This is a genomic window from Agrobacterium sp. AGB01, from assembly GCF_014851585.1.
Classification (GTDB): domain Bacteria; phylum Pseudomonadota; class Alphaproteobacteria; order Rhizobiales; family Rhizobiaceae; genus Agrobacterium.
Genome location: NZ_JACVAB010000001.1, coordinates 1131423 through 1150331, shown reverse-complemented (window position 1 = coordinate 1150331; position 18909 = coordinate 1131423). Strand labels below are relative to the sequence as shown.

At 54.6% G+C, this 18909-nt stretch carries 21 protein-coding genes; 12 read left to right on the top strand and 9 right to left on the bottom strand.

Annotated features, from left to right (window positions below):
- Positions 1–220: 220 nt before the first annotated feature.
- The 3 genes from IB237_RS05455 to clpP form a co-directional block, all read right to left on the bottom strand.
- A complete protein-coding gene (locus IB237_RS05455; RefSeq protein ID WP_192487548.1) occupies positions 221–586 on the bottom strand; it encodes a VOC family protein in 366 nt (121 codons plus the stop codon).
- A gap of 99 nt (positions 587–685) precedes the next feature.
- A complete protein-coding gene (gene clpX, locus IB237_RS05450) occupies positions 686–1963 on the bottom strand; it encodes an ATP-dependent Clp protease ATP-binding subunit ClpX (protein WP_192487547.1) in 1278 nt (425 codons plus the stop codon).
- A gap of 293 nt (positions 1964–2256) precedes the next feature.
- On the bottom strand, positions 2257–2886 hold the full coding sequence (clpP, locus tag IB237_RS05445; RefSeq protein ID WP_192487546.1) for an ATP-dependent Clp endopeptidase proteolytic subunit ClpP: 630 nt from the start codon (positions 2884–2886) through the stop codon (positions 2257–2259).
- Positions 2887–3111: 225 nt separating this feature from the next.
- On the opposite strand from clpP, the gene IB237_RS05440 reads away from it, so the two are divergent.
- The 3 genes from IB237_RS05440 to IB237_RS05430 all read left to right on the top strand — a co-directional run bounded on the left by IB237_RS05440 (position 3112) and on the right by IB237_RS05430 (position 6156).
- The gene (locus tag IB237_RS05440) at positions 3112–3369 is read left to right on the top strand and encodes a hypothetical protein (RefSeq protein WP_192487545.1); all 258 of its coding nucleotides are present in this window, start codon (positions 3112–3114) and stop codon (positions 3367–3369) included.
- A gap of 211 nt (positions 3370–3580) precedes the next feature.
- On the top strand, positions 3581–4828 hold the full coding sequence (locus tag IB237_RS05435; RefSeq protein WP_192487544.1) for a GGDEF domain-containing protein: 1248 nt from the start codon (positions 3581–3583) through the stop codon (positions 4826–4828).
- An 80-nt stretch (positions 4829–4908) separates the two neighbouring features.
- The gene (locus tag IB237_RS05430) at positions 4909–6156 is read left to right on the top strand and encodes a cytochrome P450 (protein ID WP_192487543.1); all 1248 of its coding nucleotides are present in this window, start codon (positions 4909–4911) and stop codon (positions 6154–6156) included.
- A 94-nt stretch (positions 6157–6250) separates the two neighbouring features.
- On the opposite strand, the gene IB237_RS05425 is transcribed toward IB237_RS05430, so the two are convergent.
- The 5 genes from IB237_RS05425 to IB237_RS05405 all read right to left on the bottom strand — a co-directional run bounded on the left by IB237_RS05425 (position 6251) and on the right by IB237_RS05405 (position 9940).
- Positions 6251–6490: a hypothetical protein gene (locus tag IB237_RS05425; protein WP_192487542.1), complete on the bottom strand. Its 240-nt coding sequence runs from the start codon at positions 6488–6490 to the stop codon at positions 6251–6253.
- A gap of 33 nt (positions 6491–6523) precedes the next feature.
- Positions 6524–6880 (bottom strand): cupin domain-containing protein, encoded by a 357-nt coding sequence (locus IB237_RS05420; protein WP_192487541.1) that lies wholly within the window; start codon positions 6878–6880, stop codon positions 6524–6526.
- Positions 6881–6931: 51 nt separating this feature from the next.
- Complete coding sequence (locus tag IB237_RS05415) at positions 6932–7906, bottom strand: helix-turn-helix transcriptional regulator (protein ID WP_192487540.1); 975 nt, start codon at positions 7904–7906, stop codon at positions 6932–6934.
- Positions 7907–8133: 227 nt separating this feature from the next.
- Complete coding sequence (locus IB237_RS05410; RefSeq protein WP_192487539.1) at positions 8134–9417, bottom strand: O-acetylhomoserine aminocarboxypropyltransferase; 1284 nt, start codon at positions 9415–9417, stop codon at positions 8134–8136.
- 85 nt (positions 9418–9502) lie between these two features.
- Positions 9503–9940: a CoA-binding protein gene (locus IB237_RS05405; protein WP_192487538.1), complete on the bottom strand. Its 438-nt coding sequence runs from the start codon at positions 9938–9940 to the stop codon at positions 9503–9505.
- 100 nt (positions 9941–10040) lie between these two features.
- Here IB237_RS05405 and IB237_RS05400 point away from each other — a divergent pair, with 100 nt between their 5' ends.
- From IB237_RS05400 to IB237_RS05370, 7 genes are all read left to right on the top strand, one after another.
- On the top strand, positions 10041–10373 hold the full coding sequence (locus IB237_RS05400; protein WP_192487537.1) for a hypothetical protein: 333 nt from the start codon (positions 10041–10043) through the stop codon (positions 10371–10373).
- Between the two features lie 557 nt (positions 10374–10930).
- Positions 10931–11767, top strand: coding sequence for a DMT family transporter (locus IB237_RS05395; protein WP_192487536.1), 837 nt, complete (start codon positions 10931–10933; stop codon positions 11765–11767).
- Positions 11768–11996: 229 nt separating this feature from the next.
- Positions 11997–12461 carry a 50S ribosomal protein L13 gene (gene rplM, locus IB237_RS05390; RefSeq protein WP_192487535.1) on the top strand — a complete coding sequence of 155 codons (465 nt, stop codon included), beginning with the start codon at positions 11997–11999 and terminating at the stop codon, positions 12459–12461.
- Positions 12462–12463: 2 nt separating this feature from the next.
- A complete protein-coding gene (rpsI, locus tag IB237_RS05385) occupies positions 12464–12931 on the top strand; it encodes a 30S ribosomal protein S9 (protein WP_192487534.1) in 468 nt (155 codons plus the stop codon).
- Between the two features lie 262 nt (positions 12932–13193).
- Positions 13194–14147: an agmatinase gene (gene speB, locus IB237_RS05380; RefSeq protein ID WP_192487533.1), complete on the top strand. Its 954-nt coding sequence runs from the start codon at positions 13194–13196 to the stop codon at positions 14145–14147.
- Between the two features lie 73 nt (positions 14148–14220).
- Positions 14221–15153, top strand: a complete 933-nt coding sequence (argC, locus tag IB237_RS05375; protein ID WP_192487532.1) for an N-acetyl-gamma-glutamyl-phosphate reductase — start codon at positions 14221–14223, stop codon at positions 15151–15153.
- Complete coding sequence (locus IB237_RS05370; RefSeq protein ID WP_192487531.1) at positions 15150–16010, top strand: aminoglycoside phosphotransferase family protein; 861 nt, start codon at positions 15150–15152, stop codon at positions 16008–16010. Before argC ends, IB237_RS05370 begins: the two co-directional genes overlap by 4 nt.
- Before the next feature lie 6 nt (positions 16011–16016).
- Here the strand turns inward: IB237_RS05370 and IB237_RS05365 are convergent, their stop codons facing one another.
- Positions 16017–17135 (bottom strand): COX15/CtaA family protein, encoded by a 1119-nt coding sequence (locus IB237_RS05365; protein WP_192487530.1) that lies wholly within the window; start codon positions 17133–17135, stop codon positions 16017–16019.
- Positions 17136–17358: 223 nt separating this feature from the next.
- On the opposite strand from IB237_RS05365, the gene IB237_RS05360 reads away from it, so the two are divergent.
- Both IB237_RS05360 and IB237_RS05355 read left to right on the top strand, forming a co-directional pair.
- A complete protein-coding gene (locus IB237_RS05360; protein ID WP_192487529.1) occupies positions 17359–17571 on the top strand; it encodes a DUF2842 domain-containing protein in 213 nt (70 codons plus the stop codon).
- 103 nt (positions 17572–17674) lie between these two features.
- Positions 17675–18904, top strand: a complete 1230-nt coding sequence (locus IB237_RS05355) for a GNAT family N-acetyltransferase (RefSeq protein ID WP_192487528.1) — start codon at positions 17675–17677, stop codon at positions 18902–18904.
- Positions 18905–18909 lie beyond the last annotated feature (5 nt).

Here is an 18909-nt window from a genome sequence, read left to right as displayed (position 1 = left end):
TACTAAGACTAATTTTTACGCAGTCGCAAGCAACATGCTTGCGGGGCAGAAATACACTTGCCGCCAGACGCGAAACACCGCGTCACAAATCAGTTGTAAAACATTATCAGCAAAGAGCAAACGGCTCTACACGCAAAATAGCCGCCATCCGCAGGAACGTCGCAGAATTGCGATAAAAGCGTCGCCAAAAGCGCCAGAAACCGAACTGACAGCCCTGCCCTTATGCCACAGAGAGGGCAGCGCCGCGTAGACCTATGCAATTGCCCCATGGGTCGCGAACCTGGCACATCAGGATATCACCATCGATTCTCATCGGGCCACGGTAAAGCACCGCTCCAAGCGCCTGCAGATGGGTGAGCGATTTTTCAAAGTCGTCCGTCCACCAATAGACCACACTGCCAGCGGCCCCGCTTACTACCTTGTCATCGGCCGGCACCAGTTCCAGCTGCGTCTGACCGATCTGCAAAAACTCGAACCCTGAAGGCTGCGACACGGTTCGCACGGCGCCTGGAAAGGCTTTCTGATACCACGCGAGCCCCTCATCCATATCAGCGACATGTACGAGAACGGCAGACACAAAACTCATGAGGCTTTCTCCTGGGACACCATGAAATGTGGCCATTGGCCAAAGAAAAAGCCCCTCGCAGCCGTGCTGCAAGGGGCTTTCAATTCTAGCGTAATCGAATCAGGCCGAAACGTTGGTCTTTTCTTCCTGGCGATCGGCGTAGATGTAGAGCGGACGCGCTACACCACTGACGACTTCGTCAGAGATCACGACTTCACGAACGCCTTCAAGCGTTGGCAATTCGAACATGGTGTCGAGCAGGATTTTTTCCATGATCGAACGCAGACCGCGAGCACCGGTTTTACGGGTGATTGCCTTGCGGGCAATTTCGCGCAGCGCGTCTTCATGGAATGTCAGTTCCACATCTTCCATCTCGAACAGGCGCTGATACTGCTTGACCAGAGCGTTCTTTGGCTCCGACAGAATCTGGATCAGTGCGTCCTCATCGAGATCCTCGAGCGTTGCCAGAACCGGCAGACGACCGATGAATTCAGGAATAAGGCCGAACTTGACCAGATCTTCCGGTTCCAGTTCACGCAGCACTTCGCCAACACGACGATCTTCCGGACCCTTGACCGTTGCGCCAAAACCAATCGAGGTCTTTTCGCCACGTGCCGAAATGATCTTGTCCAGGCCGGCAAACGCGCCACCGCAAATGAACAGGATGTTGGTCGTATCCACCTGCAGGAATTCCTGCTGTGGATGTTTGCGACCACCCTGTGGAGGAACGGAAGCAACCGTGCCTTCCATGATCTTCAGCAGAGCCTGCTGTACGCCCTCACCCGACACGTCGCGCGTGATGGATGGGTTGTCAGACTTGCGGGAAATCTTGTCCACTTCGTCGATGTAAACGATACCGCGCTGAGCGCGTTCAACGTTGTAATCGGCAGACTGGAGCAGCTTGAGGATGATGTTTTCAACATCTTCACCCACGTAGCCAGCTTCGGTCAGTGTCGTGGCATCGGCCATGGTGAAGGGCACATCAATGATGCGGGCCAGGGTCTGGGCAAGATAGGTCTTGCCGCAACCGGTTGGGCCAACCAGCATGATGTTCGACTTCGCCAGTTCCACTTCCCCGTTTTTCGAGGCGTGTGCCAGACGTTTGTAATGGTTATGAACGGCCACGGAGAGAATTTTCTTCGCCTGCATCTGGCCGATGACATATTCATCGAGAATTTTGATGATATCCTGCGGCGTGGGAACGCCTTCGCGGGACTTCACCATGGAACTCTTGTTCTCTTCGCGAATGATGTCCATGCACAATTCGACGCATTCATCGCAGATGAATACCGTCGGTCCAGCAATAAGCTTGCGGACCTCGTGCTGGCTCTTGCCGCAGAATGAACAATAGAGTGTGTTCTTCGAGTCGCCGCCGTTGCTGCCGCTGACTTTGCTCATATCTCTTTCCTTCCAGCACGCCGTCATTCCGTCAAACGGAATGCGGTAAACTCACCGCTTGCCGGCACGTTTTCCGTTTTCAGGATACGTGCCCGCATTGTTTCCGGGGGTACTAAACCGGACCGGATAAACAATCCGAACCCCGGAGGCAACGAAATCCCCTTCAAGCATCAACGCTACGTCATAAATTTTCAACATAGCCTTAATATGTACTATTAGCGTTTTCTTTCCCGGTTTAAACCCTCTATTTCCACAGAGGGTCTCAAACCATTGTCAAAAACGCGCATGCGTTACTAAGCAGACGCACCTTCGATTTCAGCGCGCGACGTCAGGATGCGGTCGATGACGCCCCAATCCTTTGCCTCTTCCGAGTCCATGAAGTGGTCGCGATCAAGGGTTTTTTCAACCTCTTCGAGCGTGCGGCCGGTGTGCTTCACGTAAACTTCATTCAGGCGGCGCTTCATCTTGATGATGTCACGGGCGTGACGTTCAATGTCGGATGCCTGGCCCTGGAAGCCGCCGGATGGCTGGTGCACCATGATACGGGCGTTTGGCGTTGCAAAACGCATGCCCTTCTCACCGGCAGCCAGCAGCAGCGAACCCATGGACGCAGCCTGACCAACGCAGAGCGTCGATACGGCCGGGCGAATGAACTGCATGGTGTCATAGATTGCCATGCCGGCGGTCACGACGCCGCCCGGAGAATTGATGTAAAGCGCAATTTCCTTCTTGGGGTTTTCAGCCTCAAGGAAGAGCAGCTGGGCGCAAACCAGCGACGCCATATGATCTTCAACCGGACCAGTCAGGAAAATGATGCGTTCCTTGAGAAGACGCGAGTAGATGTCATAGGACCGTTCGCCGCGATTGGTCTGTTCCACGACCATCGGCACCAGAGCCATGGCGGTATCAACTGGATTTCTCATGTCCGTCCTTTATCAACTCTTGCCCGGCACGATCTGCGAACCGGAATCAAATCTATTTCTTCATTCTCTACATAGAGTGTCCAAGCCCCGTACTTCAAGACACAGGCGGCGGATATCCTTAATAGCGGGCATTTCTTACTGGCGCTCTAATGAGCATTCGCATGAGTCGCCATAGCGACGCATTGACGATGCTTGATCATCAACGACGAAAACGGGATGTGGTGAATGATTGATGAATTCTCAAGTCCATTACCCGTCACATCGTCTCAGCAAAGCCCACGCCAGCACAGTTTTCTCATAACGGGAATGAAATCTGCTCCGAAGATGATCGCCGTACCGGTTTTTCGAAATTTCGAACTCGTTTTTCCACATTTGCAGCCAATATCGACCACCGCCGTGGCCTTTATATCTGGTGCAGGTTTCAAGAGTTCAAGCACCTTCGTGTCGCGCAGCCCGCCTCCGGCGCTTTGGTGGGGTTTATAGGTCAGAAATAAACCTCTGGATCACCCCAGTTTTGCCCCGGTCCGGCAACGAACCATTAGCAATTGGTGTTGATACTTCCGCGCAGGCCCGTCCCGCATTTCCTCCCGGAATAGAACTTCGTGCCATCAGGTTAGTTTCAAGCGTTTCCTCCATGATCATGAGGATCATGGCGCGTGAAGCAACGCGCAAACGCGCAGATTAGGATCGTACGGTGTTTGATGCCAAAACAGTAATGCTTCTCTGGGCCGCAGAAACACTCACCCTGGCTTTTCTGCTGCTTGGCATGTGGCTGCGACAACGCGCCAAAACACAGTACCTGCTGTTTGCGTCCGGCTTCGCGCTTAATACGATTGGCTGCGTCCTGGTGATGCTGCGCGGGGAAATCCCGAATTTCGCCTCTATTCAGGTGGGCAATACAGTCGCGCTGCTAGGCTTTGCCTGCTGGCTTGCAGGCCTCCTAAAAATCAGCGGCAAAAAGATCGAAGGCTGGGTCGCGATCCCTGCATTGCTGTGGGTGGCGTTCATGTTTGTCCCACCTGTACGTGACAGCATGGCTTATCGCATCGTTCTTTATCATACGGCCGCGGGCCTTGGTTACCTCATGCTGGCCAGTGTTCTTCTGAACTACAAGGGCAAGCGCAGCCCAACGCGCAAAACCCTTGCCAGTTTGCTGGTATTTCAGGCCCTGTGCGGAGCAATCACCGCCTATGTGGTTATCAAGCATAATATGGCGACCGGAAATGTCGTACCGCTGACAACTATTACCGCCATTTACGGCGCATTGTTCTTTGTTGCCGTGATCACGCTTAGCGCCATGCTCTATATTGAAGAAACCGAAAAGCGCCTGCACCTGTTGGCAACGACCGATGAACTGACCGGCGTTCGCAATCGCCGTGGCCTGACAGAAGAATTCGAAAGACTGGCAAAACGCTCGGCCAGTTCTGGCCACAGCGTGGCTCTCATCCTGTTCGACATCGATCATTTCAAGAAGATCAACGACCGCTACGGTCACCAGTCCGGCGATATTGCGCTCACGCGGTTTTCACGCATGGCGGAAACCATCATTTCCGAGACAGGCATGTTCGTGCGCATGGGTGGCGAAGAATTTGCGTTGCTTGTGGAAACCGCCCTTCCCGACCGGGCGATCATGGTTGCCGAAACCATCAGGCTGCACCTGGCCCGCACACCGCTTGACGATGGCAAGCAAACCATTCCCATGACTGTCAGCGTCGGTATCGCGACTGACAACAGCGGCGCGCCGGATCTCCACGCGCTGATGACCATTGCCGACCGGGCGCTGTACGCCGCCAAGAAGGCCGGCCGCAACAGAACCGTATTCTTCAACGGTGAAAACAACGTGGTCATTGCCGCCAATGATCGTGATGAAGACCCGATGGATAACAATGCCGACCGTCAGGTCGCGGCATTGGCCCGCATCACCGCGATTGCCAACCGCTAAGATCAGGAACGCACCGCTCATTCATCTCCGGTTTGGAAAACATCTTCCAGCCCGGCACCCATTCCAATAGATATGATTGCATGACTGATATTCCTGATTTTCTCAAAATCGACACCGCTACACGCCATGTCTCGCTTGATGCCCGCAACCCGGAGTTCTTCGGAAATCCGAATGCTGTTTATGCGGCTCTGCACAAATACTGTCCCACCTTTTATTGGGAGGAACAGAAACAGTGGTTTTTCACCGGTTATGACCACGTCAACGCGCTTTTGCGCGACCGCCGTTTCGGACGGCAGATCCTGCATGTCGCCAACCGCGAAGAACTGGGCCTTGCCGAACCGCAGGAACACGTCAAACATTTCGATGCGGCCGAGCGCCATTCGCTGCTGGAAATCGAACCACCGGAACATACGCGGCTGCGCACCCTCATCAACCGCGCTTTCGTCTCTCGCCATGTCGAGATCATGAAGCCGGAAATCGAGGCGCTGGCCAACAAGTTGATCGACGGTTTTGAAAAAGACGGTAAGACGGAGCTTCTCGCCTCCTTCGCAGATATCATCCCGGTGACGATGATTGCCCGGATGATCGGCATTCCCGAAGAGATGGGCCCGAAGCTGCTGGAATGGTCTCATGCCTATGTCGGCATGTATATGTTCAAACGCACCACCGAAGATGAACATGCGGCGGACAAGGCGGCCAAGGAATTCGCTGACTATGTTCGCAGCATCATCAGGGATCGTCGCGAAAATCCGCGCGATGACCTGATGAGCCACATGATCCACACCGAACACAAAGGCCAGTTCCTGACCGATGACGAGCTGGTGTCGACCACCATCGTTCTGCTGAATGCCGGCCATGAAGCGACCGTTCACCAGATCGGCAATTCGGTTCGGGTAATCCTGGAAAGTGGCGTTGCGCCGGATACGTTATTTTCCGATGACAGGACCACCGAGCGCACGGTTGAAGAGACGCTGCGCATCTGTGCGCCCGTGCATATCTTCCAGCGTTGGGTTCTTGAGCCGGTGGAGATCGACGGCGTTGCCTTCAAGCGCGGCGACAAGGTCAGCCTCATTCTGGCGGCGGCCAATCTCGACCCGCAAAAATTCACCGATCCCCTTACCTTCAAGCCAGACCGTGCCGAGGGTGCCAATCTGTCCTTCGGTGCTGGCATTCACTTCTGCATTGGTGCGCCGCTGGCACGTCTTGAATTGAATATCGCGCTGCCGTTGCTGTTTGCTCGCCTGCCAGGCATGAAGATTGCCCGGACACCTGAGGTCAAGGATGTCTACCATTTCCATGGTCTGGACCGTCTGGATCTTGTCTGGTGATTGGATGCCGCGCCTGAAACCTGTCCATTAAAATGAAAACGCCGTGTGTTTGATGAAAACACACGGCGCTTTTGTCTATATGATGCTGTGGCGGTTAAATCCACTGCCGCCCATCGCTGCCACCCTGGCAACCATAGGGCGGGAGAACATTGCCAAATGTCTCGTGCAGCTTGTCACAACCCCATTTGTTGATTGGTCCCGGCATACGGCTGTTCAGCTCGATGCCTACCTCATCATAGGGGCTGTCCGTGTTGGTTACATATTTGTACCACTGGAAACCAATAAAACCGACGGAAACGATCGCTACGATCAGAAACGTTCTCAGTATTCTCATTACATTACCCTATTCATTCCGGCCCGTCCTTTTTCAAAGACGGATCACGTAGTCCTTGCGAGTCGTTTCAAGGACTTCCCAGCTTCCTTTGAAGCCGGGCCTTAATAGCATCCGGTCGCCAGCACGCAATGCAAAGCTTTGACCGTCGTCAGATGTCAGCACCGAATGGCCCTCGAGAATGCTGAAATATTCCCACTCGTCATATTCCACGCGCCACTTGCCAGGCGTTGATTGCCAGATTCCTGCGTAGACCCCGCCGTCAGCCTCTTCGAAATTCCATGTGGTGAATTTTGGGTCTCCCGAGATCAGACGTTCCGGTTTCGGCGCGCCGTATTCCGGCTCAATATTCGCCAGTTTTTCTTCGAGGTTGAATGACAGGGTCAATGCCATGAGATGCTGTTCTCCGGGTTCTGTTGGATCAGTGTGTCTTACAATCGGGCATCACTCATCATCTTCGTCTCCCGCAGCTTCCGCCTGCGCCATTCCCATCTGATACTTGTGAGTGGGAACCGAAATGAAATCGAGCACCGTGGGGTTCATAAACAGGTAGTGATGGTATCCAACGCCCTCGACATATTTTGAGCCGTAACTTGGCATGTATTCACCTGAGTAGATGTCCGAGAATGCGTCGTAAATATTTCTGTCGCTATCAATGAAAATCTTCCTCCGTTTCCCAGGCGAGATCTGGTAAACGCACAAGAGAGCCAAATTCTCTGCCTCATCAAGAACCAGCGGAACTTTTCTTTTCATCTCCTCCACCTGCGCTATCGACACCCTGCCCGCTGCAAGGTCCTGTTCGATGACGTCGTCCGGCGGGCCGCAAAGTGTCCTTGTCAACTGCGCGACGCTCTCCGCATCGTATTTACCGTCATCAAAATCGCAAACAATAGATTCGATAATCTCCCAATCCCGGTTATCGGGATATCGCAAACTTGAAGGAAACTCATAAGTTTTGTGTTCAGGTCCAAAATCGTCATATGCTTCACTGCAGAAGTAAATGTCAGCGATTGCGTCACGGCGGATTGCTACCAATTGATTGGTAAGGCTCCGAATAGGAATAAAGTAGCTCGTTTCCATCATTGCTTCGGAAAACTGCATACGCGCCTTCTCTGATATCGAAAGGACGAGCGGGGCTCCGCCAGATACAAAATGAATTGATACCTCACCATAATACTGTTGATCGTCAGGCGCTCCGTTATCGTAGAACACAGCCTTAATGGGAGGATTGATTCCGAGAAGCCGCTCCTGTGTTGCGTTGAATAACTTCGCCAATGCAGCCAGCTTCCCCGCCGGAACTTTTCCTCCAGTCTCCCAGCGTTGATATGTCGGCTGAGTAACCCTGACAGCCAGAGCCGCCTCGGCTTGCGTCATATCGGCACCAAGCCGGTATTCACGTAATCTGTTTGAAGCCAACATTTCCTCCTGAGAACAGTAATCAGAATAATATACGTATATTATTTATTATCATTTATGCCAGTCATTTATTGCCATTGCTAATAGTTCAGCTGACAAAACAAATAAGCCGCTAGTAGCTGGCTACTAACGGCTTATTGAATCGCGGCATCAAAACAGACTGAAAATCTTCCTAAGAAACTGTATTCAATTTATAAAAATGCTCTTTAAGATTTCTCACTTGTTCGCGGTTACACCTTTGAAAGCGCCTGTTCCAGGTCAGCGATGATGTCCTTGACGTCTTCAAGACCAATGGACAGACGCACAACATCCGGTCCGGCACCGGCGGCGACCTGCTGTTCCGGCGTCAACTGGGCATGGGTGGTCGAGGCCGGGTGAATGACCAGCGAGCGGGTGTCACCGATATTGGCAAGGTGTGAGAACAATTGCAGACCGGCGACAAATCCCTTTCCGGCATCGTAACCGCCCTTCAGCCCGAAGGTGAAGACAGAACCGGCACCGGCTGGCGAATAATGCTGCTGGATGGCGTGGTTGGAGCTATCCTCAAGTCCAGCATAATGGACCCAGCCGACCTTGGGGTGTTTTTTCAGCCATTTGGCAACAGCAAGCGCGTTTTCCGAATGGCGCTGCATGCGCAGCGGCAGGGTTTCGATACCCGTCAGGATCAGGAAGGCGTTAAACGGCGAAATGGCCGGACCAAGGTCACGCAATCCAAGCACTCGGCAGGCAATGGCAAAGGCAAAATTGCCGAAGGTGGCGTGCAACACCGTGCCGGAATATTCCGGGCGCGGTTCGGACAACATCGGATATTTGCCGGACGCCGACCAGTCGAATGTACCGCCGTCGACAATGATACCGCCCATGGAATTGCCGTGGCCACCGAGGAACTTGGTCAGCGAATGCAGGACCACGTCGGCGCCATGTTCCAGCGGCCGAACCAGATATGGGCTGGCCATGGTGTTATCGACGATCAGCGGCAGGCCGTGCTTGCGGGCAACCTCAGCAATAGCAGCGATATCAACGAAAGTGCCGCCAGGATTGGCAAGGCTTTCGATAAAGATCGCTTTGGTGCGATCATCGATATGTTCTTCGAAGGTTTCCGGTTTAGCCGTATCCGCCCAACGCACCTGCCAGCCAAAATTCTGGAAGGCATGGCCGAACTGGTTGATGGAACCGCCATAGAGTTGGCGTGCGGCTACAAAATTGTCGCCCGGCTGCATCAATGTGTGGAACACCAGCATTTGGGCAGCATGACCGGAGGCAACGGCCAGCGCTGCCGTGCCGCCCTCAAGGGCCGCGACACGCTCCTCCAACACCGCCTGAGTTGGGTTCATGATGCGGGTATAGATGTTGCCGAATTCTTTCAGGCCAAACAATGCAGCAGCATGATCCGAATCCCGGAAGGCATAGGCCGTCGTCTGATAGATCGGTGTGTTACGGGCACCCGTGGTCGGGTCAGGCTGCGCGCCTGCGTGAATGGCAAGCGTCGCAAATCCGGGATTGTTGCTGGACATGGTATTTCCTCCAAAATGTCAGACCTTGAACTGGACTTTGGAGGATCATAACGCCTTGGCAGCAAATGATAAGCCTGTTGCGCGCTCAACCCAGTGTAATATTGAGGCGCGGATATTCAATTGCCGGGCAACGGTCCATTACCATCTTGATACCGTAGGCTTCAGCCTTGGCGGCTGCTGTATCGTCACGCACGGAAAGCTGGCCCCAAATGACCTTGGGTCGTGGCGAAAGCAGGATTGTTTCTTCAACGACTGATGACAGGTACTCCTTGGCGCGGAACACATCCACCATATCAACGGGCTCCGGAATATCGGCCAAGTGCGCATAGACCTTCTGGCCGAGAATTTCCTTGCCCGCCTGCCCCGGATTAACGGGAAACACCCGGTAGCCCTTAGAGAGCAGAAACCGCATGACGCCGTAGCTTGGACGATCCGGGTTTGGCGAGGCGCCAGTCAGGGCAATTGTCTTCACCGAGCCGAGAATTTCTGCTATATAATCATTGTCGTAAGTATCGTGCTGCATGATCCGGTTCCTTGGATGGGTGACTATCTTTTCGAAGGGCTACGACATGCGAAGCACTTTTGCATATGGGATCCAACAACAAAAAGAAAAGGACCAGATCATGCTGAAGACAACATTCGCCGTAATGTTTGCCGTGCTTGCGGCCTCTCCGGCCGCTGCCATTTCCCGCTACAATACAACAGGCATGAGCTGTGCAGCGGTACAGAGTGCTATCGACCGTGAGGGCGCAGCCATTCTCCGTTACCCATCGACGCGCGTACGCAACATGACGCTTTATGACCGTTACGTCCGAAGCGACCGTCAGTGCGATACCGGCGAATACGCAGCTGACAGCAGTGTTCCCACCCGCGACGCAAAGAACTGCCCGGTGTACAAATGTGAACCGCGCACCAATGATCGTTGCAGCCCGTTTTCATTTGGCAGAGACTGCTGACCACGTAAAATTCCATCAGTTTTTCGGCGCAATGTTGTTGCGGTGCCGTTTCGCATGCGACGAAATAAAATTTACGCGCGAAAAATGTTCACTTTTTGTATTTGATAAATTCACGTTTTATTCATAGGCATTTTAGCGACTACTTATAGTTTAATTAGAAATTCCAACTTAACGAAATAAAACGCCTGGCGGGAGCAAATCTACTATCGTCTGAACCAGTAATTAAGTGACGAATGGCAAGTAGCGACACTTCAGATATATCGCAAATTGTAACATTCCCAGAACAACTAGCTTTTCCACGTCTCGATGCTGCAAAAAAACCCATAAAAATTACCAGTAAATCAAATCGCCAAATAGTTGTATTGTTCTATTATTTGACATTGAAAAATCGACCAACACAGCTTTTCGATGCAGCCAAAAGCATCGTTCGATAAGTCGCCCGACAACGACATTTTCTCATCCCCAATAAAGCGTGCATCACACCGCTTGCACTTGCGCTTTCACTGCGAATAGAACTGGACATAACCTGCCGTTTTCCTCGCTCGCGGATCATTGCCTTGTCTATCGATGTGCTTTTATTGGTTCTCTTCGGAGCGCTGCTCCATGCAAGCTGGAATGCCCTGGTCAAATCCGGCAAGGACAAGTCACTGGATGCCGCACTGATTGCGGCCGGCGGCGCCTGCTGTGCCCTGCCCTTTCTGCCCTTCCTACCGATGCCGAACATCACAGCGCTCCCCTTCATTCTGGCATCGGCAGTTCTGCAGTTCATCTATTTCCGCCTGGTGGCCGTTGCCTACACACTCGGTGATATCGGGCTGGTCTATCCGCTGATGCGCGGCGTGGCGCCGTTGCTGGTTGCCGCCAGCAGCAGCTTCATTCTTGGCGAACATCTGTCACCCATGGCGCTCACCGGAATTTTCGTTATCTGCGCAGGCATCATGACACTGGCATTCGAGGCACGCCACGGCGGCCGCACCGCGACGATCTTTGCGCTGCTCAATGCCGTCGTCATCGCCAGCTACACTTTTGTGGATGGCGTTGGCGCCCGTGAGGCAGGCAATGCCATTTCCTATACCTTGTGGATGTCACTCTTGCCGCCAGTCTTGCTGTTCAGCCACGCCATCTACATGCGCGGCGGCCGTGCCGTGATCAACCATGTGCGCGGCAACTGGTGGCGCGGCATTCTGGGCGGTGGCGGCTCGATCCTGTCCTATGGACTTGCTCTCTGGGCCATGACCAAGGCGCCGGTTGCCATCGTTGCGGCGCTGCGCGAAACATCGATCCTGTTTGCCATCGTCATCTCAGTTTTTATCCTCAAGGAGAAGGCCAGTATCTGGCGTTATGTGGCCGGTGCCGTCATTGCAGCGGGTGTTTTGGTGATGCGGCTGGGCTAAAAAGTGAGGTATTAAAATACCACACAAACAAACCATTGATTTTACTTGCGTTTTTCTAGCCGTATCCAAATTCGAAACCTTGACGGTTTTTCAGCACCCACGTATAAGCTCGCCCAAGTCACATTTCATGCAAATGCGGCCTACCCTTGCGTTCAGGCGCAAGAAAACCAAGCAACAAAAAACGCCCAGAGCCTTATGGCCCATGGGTCCAGACAGAAAGACTAGTAATATGTCGACTTTCGTTCAGAAGCCCGCTGAGGTGGAGAAGAAGTGGATCATCATCGACGCCGAAGGCCTCGTTGTTGGTCGCCTCGCCACCGTCGTTGCAAACCGTCTTCGCGGCAAGCACAAGGCAACCTACACACCACACGTTGACGATGGCGACAATGTCATCATCATCAATGCGGAAAAGGCTGTCTTCACCGGCAACAAGTATTCCGACAAGAAATACTACTGGCACACCGGCTACCCAGGCGGCATCAAGGAGCGTACAGCTCGCCAGATCATCGAAGGCCGCTTCCCGGAGCGCGTTCTCGAGAAGGCAGTTGAACGCATGATCCCGCGCGGCCCGCTCGGCCGTCGCCAGATGAAGAACCTGCGCGTTTACGCTGGTTCCAACCACCCACATGAAGCACAGCAGCCGGTCGTTCTCGACGTTGCCAAGCTCAACAGCAAGAACGTAAGGAGCGCCTAATAATGGCCGATCTTTCCTCTCTGAAAGACCTCGCTCCGGCAGCAGAAGCTTCGGCTCCTGTACATGTCCGCAAGGTTGACACTCTCGGTCGCTCCTACGCAACCGGCAAGCGCAAGAACGCCGTAGCCCGCGTTTGGGTTAAGGCTGGCTCTGGCAAGATCATCATCAATGGTCGCGACTTCACCGCGTACTTCGCACGTCCGGTTCTGCAGATGATCCTGCAGCAGCCAGTTGTTGCTGTAGCACGCACAGGCCAGTTCGATGTTATCGCAACTGTTGCTGGCGGTGGCCTCTCCGGTCAGGCCGGTGCCGTTCGTCACGGTATCTCCAAGGCACTCACCTACTTCGAACCGGGCCTGCGCTCTGTTCTGAAGAAGGGTGGCTTCCTGACTCGCGATAGCCGCGTTGTTGAACGTAAGAAGTACGGTAAGGCTAAGGCTCGCCGTTCGTTCCAGTTCTCCAAGCGTTAATCGCTTTCGGGATACAGACTTCGAAAAGGCGGGACTTCGGTTCCGCCTTTTTTCGTTTCGGCTTTTTTCGTTTCGGCTTTTTCGTTTCCATGAAGGCGCAACGCTGGCCGCCATTCACGTCGGGAAAGTGTTGTTGCATGAAAGGACAATGTCGAGCATCTTGCCGCACAGCGATGTTGCTGACAAAGCGAATGCCATCACTGGACATACACATCGCGCGCACAGAACAGGCTTACGGATTCGATAAAACGGAGACTGACGCATGCCGGGAAAAACCATCGACCACGCATTCACGGCTTCTTCCCTCACCTCAGCAGCAACAGACCCGACCCATGCGGGCACGCTTTCCTTCATGCGGCGAAAGTTCACCAAAAATCTAAACGGCGCATCGACTGTTGTCTGGGGCATTCCGTTTGATGCTGCAACCTCCAACCGACCAGGCGCTCGCTTTGGACCACAGGCCATTCGCCGTGCCTCAGCCATTTTCGACAACGACCCACAATATCCGTTTCATCGCGATCTGTTCGAGGGCATGCCGACCATTGATTATGGCGATTGCCTGCTGGATTACGGCAACCACTGGCAGACCCCTGCCAAGATCGAAAAAGAAGCACGCAAGATCCTGTCCCGCTCAGACTACCTGCTGACGCTGGGTGGCGATCACTTCATTACCTGGCCGCTTCTGAAGGCGCATGTTGCCAAGCACGGGCCGTTGGCGCTGGTTCAGTTCGACGCCCATCAGGACACATGGTTCGATGATGGCAAACGTATTGACCACGGCTCCTTCGTGGCGCGTGCCGTGCGTGACGGATTGATCGACCCCGACCGCTCTATCCAGATCGGCATTCGCACCCACGCACCCGATGACTTTGGCATCAAGATTATCTACGGGCACGACGTCGAAGACATGCGGGCGGGTGACGTCTCCTCGCTGATCGTCAACCGCACTGCCGGGCAGCCCGTGTATCTGACCTTCGATATCGACTGCCTTGACCCGGCCTTCGCACCCGGTACCGGCACGCCGGTTGCCGGTGGGCCAACCAGCTCCAAGATACTCTCGATCCTGCGCGGACTTGGCCAGCTGGACATCAGAGGCTCAGATGTAGTGGAGGTGGCGCCCGCCTATGACCATGCAGACATTACCGCCATTGCCGGTGCCACAGTTGCAATGTATATGCTTGGCCTGCGCGCCGAACGGCTTGCCAAGGCGCGCTGAGGAATTGATTCAAGCGATTGGCACTCTGATTCCGCCAATCGCAATAACCCACTGAAAAAGCTAGGATAAGGGCATGACAGCGAAAATCTTCATCGATGGCGAACACGGCACAACGGGCTTGCAGATCCGCACACGCCTGGCCGACCGCCGCGATATCGAACTGCTGTCGATTCCCGAGGCAGAACGGCGCAATGCCGCCATGCGCGAAGACATGCTGAACAATGCCGATGTCGCCATTCTGTGCCTGCCCGACGAAGCCTCGAGAGAGGCCGTATCGATGGTCGCAGGCAACAACAATGTGCGCATTATCGACACATCGACAGCATACCGCATCGCGCCTGATTGGGCCTATGGCTTTGCCGAGATGGACAATGCACAGGGCGACAAGATCCGCTCCGCACGTTTCGTCGCCAACCCCGGCTGCTACCCAACTGGTGCCATCGGCCTCATCCGTCCGCTGCGCGCAGCAGGTCTGCTGCCTGATGGTTATCCCGTGTCCGTCAATGCTGTCTCGGGTTACACCGGTGGCGGCAAGCAGATGATTGCCCAGATGGAAGATCTGAGCCGCGACGATGCGATTACCGCCAACAACTTCCTTTACGGCCTGCCGTTGAAGCACAAGCACGTTCCGGAAATGAAGACCCATGGTCTGCTCGATCGTTCTCCGCTGTTTTCGCCATCGGTCGGCCGCTTCGCACAGGGCATGATCGTACAGGTGCCGCTGTTTGCTGCCGATCTCAAGGACGGCACGACGATCAAGACCATTCATGATGCGCTGGTTGCGCATTATGCCGGTCAGGACATCGTCTCAGTCGTATCGCTGGACGAAAGCAAGGGCCTGTCACGCATCGACGCAGAGGAGCTTGCTGGCAAGGACACCATGAAGCTGTTCGTGTTCGGCACCGAAGGCGGCGAGCATATCAACCTCGTTGCGCTGCTGGACAATCTCGGCAAGGGCGCATCCGGTGCTGCTGTGCAGAACATGGAACTGATGCTCTCGGCATGACCGAAGGCAAAACCGCACCTGTTATTTCCGTAGACATCAAAAGGCCGTGGAGCATATCCTCCGCCTTTCTTCTTGCCGATACACCAAGCAGCTTGGTTTACCGCGTGACGCTTGACAGCGGTGAGAAGGCGGTGCTGAAGGAACTCAAGCCGCGTGGCATCGGAGAGTTGCCGGGCATGGCCTTCCTGCGCTGGCGGGACGGCAACGGCGCCATCAGGCTGATCGATAGCCATGGCATGAGTTGCCTGCTGGAAGATGCGGGCGACCTGACACTACGGCAGTTCCGTCTTGAACATGGTGAGGCCGCCAGCACCCGGATCATAACCGATGTACTGGGCAGGCTGCACGCGCCCTCACCCGCGACGCTTGAGAACCTTACGCCGCTCGACAGGCATTTTGCAGCACTATTTGACCTGTCACTCGACGGCTATGACACAATGCTGCGTGAGCCGCTTGGCCTTGCCCGACAGCTGGCATTGCAGCTTCTCGGTACACAGGACAACATCAAACCCCTGCATGGCGATTTGCACCACGACAACATCGTGTCCGGCGGCACGCGCGGCTGGCTGGCAATTGACCCGCAGGGTCTGATTGGTGACGCCGCCTATGATGTGGCAAACATCTTCGGCAATCCGCTGAATGCCCTGCCCGATATTATCAAGCCGGCGCGCATCAAGGCGCTGACCACACTGTTTTCACAGATGCTGGGATGCGGGGAAGAAAAAATCCTGCGCTACGCCATCGCGCATGCAGGATTGTCGATCTGCTGGTCAGTGGAAGATGGCACCTCATTTGATGCCAGTGAGAATGCGCGCGAACGTCTGGCGTTTCTTCAGATCGCGCGCACCCTGCTCTAAACGTTATCAGTCACGCACCTCGACGGCTACCGGCGCGGAATATTCACCGATAAACCCGCGCCAGTGGGCAGTGGCAAATCCGAGAACAACCAATGCCATGCCCTGATGGGCCAGCGCGACATGGATATCGACATGCATCAGCAGCGTGATGATGCCGAGGATCGCCTGGATCAGGATCAGCACGAACAGCAGCACAGAGCGCCGGGCATGCGGCGATCCCGGGATGTCACGGCACAGCCTGACCATGTTCCAAAGTGCTACTGCAAACAGTGTGTAGGCGCCTAGACGGTGGATAAACTGCACGGTCTTGGGGTTTTCAAACAGATTGATCCACCAGGGCTGCTGAACGAAAAGATCCCTCGGGATGACCGCACCGTCCATCAGTGGCCAGGTATTGTAAGACAGACCCGCATTGAGACCGGCCACCAGTGCACCGAGATAGATCTGGAACAGACAGAGACAGAACAGCACGGCTGCAAAGGTGCGCCCCTTTCTTTCACCGACCGCATCCTGCGAATGATGCGAAAGACCGCGCATGATCCACATACAGCCCGCAAAGATAAGACAGGCGATGGTCAAGTGGGTGGCAAGGCGGTACTGCGACACGTCAGTGCGGTTGACGAGACCGGATGAAACCATCCACCAGCCGATGAAGCCCTGAAAGCCGCCCAGCGCCAACAGACCGACCAGCGGCAAACGAATGCGCTTTTCCACGCGACCGGTGATCCAGAAAAACGCCAGTGGCAGTGCAAAGATGATACCGATGCCACGCGCCAGCAGGCGGTGCGCCCATTCCCACCAGAAAATCGTTTTGAACTCATCAAGACTCATGCCCTTGTTGACTTCCTGGTATTGCGGAATGCGCTTGTAGAGATCGAACTCCTCTTGCCACTCTTCCACCGAAAGCGGCGGAATGGCACCGTGGATCGGTTTCCATTCGGTAATCGAAAGGCCTGATTCCGTCAGGCGCGTTGCGCCACCCACCAGCACAAGGCAAAACAGGGTAAAAATAACAAAACCAAGCCAGATGCGCAGCACGCGGCGATTACGATCCTGCTTTACAAGTGTCTGCTCTATTGCAGCCTCAGAAGGGTTCCCAGCCAATGCTGCGGTATTCAGGCTCATATTCTCAACTCCACAGGGGTTGCTCACCCCGTCAAAGAAGGCCGGTACCCTTGGCCGGTCTCTGGCCAAGGCAGGACAGTTTCATTAGGCAGGGCATGTCATTTTCATGGCTCTGCAGAAAGCTATGACGTTGATTTGCCCCAACCGTTAAGGCAAAACAAGCCCTGCATGTTTGCGGCAAGCCGTCGCGGACCCACAAACACGTCAACACAATGAGAAACTCATGCCCACTCGTCTGCGTTCGTTCATCGGCACCATCGTCATCATCATCATGGTGATTGTCTATGCCATTCTGGCGACGTCCTATGCAGCGGCCAATCTGGCGGAATCGCCCTGGTGGGTTCATTTGCTCTATTTCATAGGCACTGGTCTGTTGTGGGTATTGCCGGCCATGGCGCTGATAAAGTGGATGGCGGGCCGCAAACCCGGCCAGTAACCTTGTGCTAACTGCACTTACAAGTTTCAGCTCGCATCTTGGCCGATAAACTCTTTGTTGCACGGCTTGCTGCTATTTTGCGGCAGATGTTGCGGAGTTGTTGATGAGAGCAATACAGCCAGACCTGCCGGAAGCAGAAAGCCAGAAGGTTTTTGAACATGCCGTTGCGCATGCGGTTTCCGGTCCGCTGTCGGTTGATGTTGTCACCGACATGGCGGCGGTCGAGGCAGACTGGCAACGTCTGGAGCACTCCCCACTTAACTCCGTCCACCAGAGTTACTGGTGGTGCGCGGCATGGTCCAAGGCCATGGGCACGCCGATTTTGGTCATTCGTGGTCAAGTGTCCGGCCAGACGGTGTTTCTCATCCCGCTCGAAATCCGCCGCAAGGGCCCATTTCGTGTGGCGCGTTTCCCGGGCGGCAATTTCAACAATATCAATACCGGCCTGTTCGACGATGCTTATGCGCAGACGGCCAAGCCTGGAGATGCACAGTTTATCCTGAGCGAAATACGCCGCCAATTATCCGACCGCGTCGATGTGTTGGCCTTGCAGAATATTCCGCTTACCTGGCGTGGACGGCGGCACCCGCTCAGGGCGCTGGCGACCAGCGAAAACCAGAATCGGTCATTTCAGCTGCCGCTTTTGCCACGTTTTGAAGATACGCTGGCGCAGGTCAATGCCAAGCGCCGTCGCAAAAAGTACCGCGTGCAGACCAAGCGTCTGAACGAGATTGGTGGCTACGAATATTACCTGACGCGTGATCGCCAGGAACAACATGCCCTGCTGGACACGTTTTTCCAGCAAAAGGCAGAACGTTTCGCGGCACAGAAAATTCCTGACGTCTTCCAGGACAAGGCGATCAAGAGCTTTTTCCATGGCCTTATCGACGCGCCCTATCACCTTGAGAATGTGCCGCTGGAACTCCATGCCATTCGCCTGCCCGGTTCCAATAACGCTGTGGCTGCGTTAGCTGGGCTGTCGCGCAAGGGCGATCATGTGATCTGTCAGTTCGGCTCGATCCACCAACACCTGGCAGCCGATGCCAGCCCCGGCGAATTGTTGTTCTGGCTGATGATCGAGAAAAGTTGTGCCGAGGGTGCCGCCATTTTCGACTTCGGCATTGGCGACCAGCTCTACAAAAGAAGCTGGTGCACGGTCGAAACCGTACAACATGACATCTTCCGTGCCCTATCTGTGCGGGGGTATCTGCCGGCCATTGGCTACCGCGCGCTTGCCTCGCTTAAAAGCTTTATCAAGGCGCATCCCAAACTCTACGGTTTCATCCAGTCCCTGCGGGCCAAGAAGGACACCGCAAAACCGGAAAGCGACTGAGACCA

Coding starts and splice junctions, on each gene's coding strand:
- argC (WP_192487532.1), top strand. CDS start 14,221: ATGACAGCGAAAATCTTCATCGATGGCGAACACGGCACAACGGGCTTG.
- IB237_RS05425 (WP_192487542.1), bottom strand. CDS start 6,490: ATGAGAATACTGAGAACGTTTCTGATCGTAGCGATCGTTTCCGTCGGT.
- rpsI (WP_192487534.1), top strand. CDS start 12,464: ATGGCCGATCTTTCCTCTCTGAAAGACCTCGCTCCGGCAGCAGAAGCT.
- clpP (WP_192487546.1), bottom strand. CDS start 2,886: ATGAGAAATCCAGTTGATACCGCCATGGCTCTGGTGCCGATGGTCGTG.
- IB237_RS05440 (WP_192487545.1), top strand. CDS start 3,112: ATGATTGATGAATTCTCAAGTCCATTACCCGTCACATCGTCTCAGCAA.
- IB237_RS05455 (WP_192487548.1), bottom strand. CDS start 586: ATGAGTTTTGTGTCTGCCGTTCTCGTACATGTCGCTGATATGGATGAG.
- IB237_RS05360 (WP_192487529.1), top strand. CDS start 17,359: ATGCCCACTCGTCTGCGTTCGTTCATCGGCACCATCGTCATCATCATC.
- speB (WP_192487533.1), top strand. CDS start 13,194: ATGCCGGGAAAAACCATCGACCACGCATTCACGGCTTCTTCCCTCACC.
- IB237_RS05415 (WP_192487540.1), bottom strand. CDS start 7,906: ATGTTGGCTTCAAACAGATTACGTGAATACCGGCTTGGTGCCGATATG.
- IB237_RS05405 (WP_192487538.1), bottom strand. CDS start 9,940: ATGCAGCACGATACTTACGACAATGATTATATAGCAGAAATTCTCGGC.
- IB237_RS05430 (WP_192487543.1), top strand. CDS start 4,909: ATGACTGATATTCCTGATTTTCTCAAAATCGACACCGCTACACGCCAT.
- IB237_RS05410 (WP_192487539.1), bottom strand. CDS start 9,417: ATGTCCAGCAACAATCCCGGATTTGCGACGCTTGCCATTCACGCAGGC.
- rplM (WP_192487535.1), top strand. CDS start 11,997: ATGTCGACTTTCGTTCAGAAGCCCGCTGAGGTGGAGAAGAAGTGGATC.
- clpX (WP_192487547.1), bottom strand. CDS start 1,963: ATGAGCAAAGTCAGCGGCAGCAACGGCGGCGACTCGAAGAACACACTC.
- IB237_RS05420 (WP_192487541.1), bottom strand. CDS start 6,880: ATGGCATTGACCCTGTCATTCAACCTCGAAGAAAAACTGGCGAATATT.
- IB237_RS05365 (WP_192487530.1), bottom strand. CDS start 17,135: ATGAGCCTGAATACCGCAGCATTGGCTGGGAACCCTTCTGAGGCTGCA.
- IB237_RS05370 (WP_192487531.1), top strand. CDS start 15,150: ATGACCGAAGGCAAAACCGCACCTGTTATTTCCGTAGACATCAAAAGG.
- IB237_RS05400 (WP_192487537.1), top strand. CDS start 10,041: ATGCTGAAGACAACATTCGCCGTAATGTTTGCCGTGCTTGCGGCCTCT.
- IB237_RS05355 (WP_192487528.1), top strand. CDS start 17,675: ATGAGAGCAATACAGCCAGACCTGCCGGAAGCAGAAAGCCAGAAGGTT.